Consider the following 395-nt stretch of genomic DNA (forward strand, 5'->3'; position numbering starts at 1 on the left):
CGGCCTCGTCGAGGACGGCGATCTCGATGGCGTCGAGCGTGAGCAGGCGCTGGTTGAGGAGGTCCTCGAGGCGGCCAGGGCACGCGATGACGATGTCCACGCCCTTGTCGAGCGCGGCGACCTGGCGCGACTGCGCGACGCCGCCGAAGATCGTCGTCGTCACGAGGCCGAGCGCCTTGGCGACCGGCTCCATCGTGGCGTTGATCTGGTTGGCGAGCTCGCGCGTCGGGCACAGCACGAGCGCGCGGGGGCGACGCGGCTGGCGCGACGACTTGGCCCACGACAGGCGCGAGACGGTCGGCAGCGAGAACGCGAGCGTCTTGCCGGAGCCCGTGCGGCCGCGGCCGAGGACGTCACGGCTCTTCAGCGAGTCGGGCAGCGTGGCGGTCTGGATC

1 protein-coding gene is annotated in these 395 nt (G+C 72.4%); it reads right to left on the reverse strand.

Features of this window, described 5'->3' with window-relative positions; genetic code table 11:
• Nucleotides 1-395, reverse strand: a 395-nt coding sequence (locus G3I78_RS50290; protein WP_164437367.1) for a DEAD/DEAH box helicase, incomplete at both ends; no start/stop codon positions are given.

The organism is Streptomyces sp. SID13726 (assembly GCF_010548375.1).
In the GTDB taxonomy this organism is placed as follows: Bacteria; Actinomycetota; Actinomycetes; order Streptomycetales; family Streptomycetaceae; genus Streptomyces.